Genomic DNA, 1,851 nt, shown 5'->3' on the forward strand with positions numbered 1-1,851 from the left:
AGCTATCAACAGGAAAAAGTATAGAACCTTAAAAATAATGCTAAACCTGTTGCCAAAAAGGTTAAGACTAGCTCAAGTACCAAGGCTTACACCGTTAAGCCAGGGGACACTTTAAGTGGAATCGCATCACGTTACGGAACTTCTGTAAATCGTTTAGCACAGTTAAATGGCATCGTTAATACTAATGCAATTTATCCAGGACAACGATTGACTGTTAATGGATCTGCAAAGGCAAAGCAAACTGCTGGGCGTTATAGAATCGTGCAACGTGGCGATAGCCTTAGTCGCATTTCAACATTGACTGGGTACTCAATTAGTTATTTGCAGTCAAAAAACGGTATACGCAATGCAAACTATATTTATCCAGGTCAGCATATTTACTACTAAAACAAAGCTCACTCCGTTTGGGGTGGGCTTATTTTTTTGCACTTTTTACGTTTAACTGTTGTTAGTTCAAAGATATGTAATATAGGGGCTGGTTATTTCAAAATAATAATTGTATTATTAAACAATAGGGGTGAAAATTATGATAGATGAAGTTAAAGTAAACATAATAATATCACAAAATAGTGAAAATCAACCAGGAAGTAATCCTCCACAACAAATAATACTTAATCCGTTATTAGTGTTAAGAACTGAATATATGCCGACTATGCTTTCTTTTGCAGTTACAAGTATTGTTAGCGGATTGGATTTAAGAAAAGAGCATACGATTGGAATGCGGATTATAAGAGTTGATTCAGAAGAAGAAGTTTTTTCAACTCATGGTAACCAAAAAATTCCAAATGTAAATCCTGACAATTTTATAATAAACGCTAATTTAAGTAACATTAACATTAAACAATCAACCGGAGGTCAGTATAAAGTAATACTCAGTATCGATGATAAAGACTTTAATCAAATTTTTTATATATTAAAGACGGATGAATGATATGAAGTATGTAGAAAACTTTACAAATGGTCCTCAAGACTACCATATATATAGTATACAAAATGATTATTCTAACCATAAAAATAACCACAAAACTGGCTTATTTATTGCGCTTTCAATTTTTAGTATTAGCATGTCGAATAATATAATTACTAACCAAGCAAATGTCGCAAATTTTAAAAATAGTTTAAATAAGCAAGAACAAGAGCTAAAAAATATGCAAAAACGAAACTATGGCTTTTATAATATACTTGAGGGGAATCAAGAAAGTGAAGTGTTGACTATGTCTGAAGTTACACAAAAGGACTTGAACGAAACAGAACGTTATTTTGACAATAAACTAAACGAACTAGGAAGTAATATAGAGGAGAAAATAGATAATTCAAGTCAATACTCAAATAAAGAAATATCTGATATCAAAACAAAGATAGCAACAATTCAACAAGATATAGCCAATTTGCCTGATAATTTAAAAGCATCTAAATGGGATTATTTTATAAAAAATATTGCAACTCCTATTGTTGTGGCTGTTATTACTGCATTGATCATTGGATTTTTACAGATTAAATAATGTAGTGTGTTTTAAAAAATGCTTAAAAAATTAGAAGAACAATACGAAACAATCAAAAAGCCCCGGAGCGATCCGAGGCTTGTTTTTTTAATTAGCACAAATTAAAAGGGCGGTCCATGTCGGATCGTCCTTATTTTATTATTCTATTTTTGACCTTGAAATTGACCCCGTTCTTATAAACTATAACAATGGCTAACGTGTACAATCTTTTGCTCTTATTCCTATTAATAAGACCAACAATAAACAACGAACTGTTACAATATTTATTGAATAAAATGGAAGGATCTGTGGGATAAATTTTATATATATGCTCTAAGCGTTGGTGTGTCAGTGCTTAGGGCTTTTTTAT

General features: G+C 31.5%; 2 protein-coding genes. Both read left to right on the forward strand.

Annotation, left to right across the window (positions count from 1 at the left end; genetic code table 11):
• The first annotated feature begins 526 nt into the window (after positions 1-526).
• On the forward strand, positions 527-931 hold the full coding sequence (locus FC65_RS10425; RefSeq protein ID WP_056972661.1) for a hypothetical protein: 405 nt from the start codon (positions 527-529) through the stop codon (positions 929-931).
• A 1-nt stretch (position 932) separates the two neighbouring features.
• A complete protein-coding gene (locus FC65_RS10430) occupies positions 933-1,502 on the forward strand; it encodes a hypothetical protein (RefSeq protein ID WP_056972662.1) in 570 nt (189 codons plus the stop codon).
• Positions 1,503-1,851 lie beyond the last annotated feature (349 nt).

It is taken from the genome of Ligilactobacillus acidipiscis DSM 15836, assembly GCF_001435755.1.
Lineage (GTDB): Bacteria > Bacillota > Bacilli > Lactobacillales > Lactobacillaceae > Ligilactobacillus > Ligilactobacillus acidipiscis.

Coding starts and splice junctions, on each gene's coding strand:
- FC65_RS10425 (WP_056972661.1), top strand. CDS start 527: ATGATAGATGAAGTTAAAGTAAACATAATAATATCACAAAATAGTGAA.
- FC65_RS10430 (WP_056972662.1), top strand. CDS start 933: ATGAAGTATGTAGAAAACTTTACAAATGGTCCTCAAGACTACCATATA.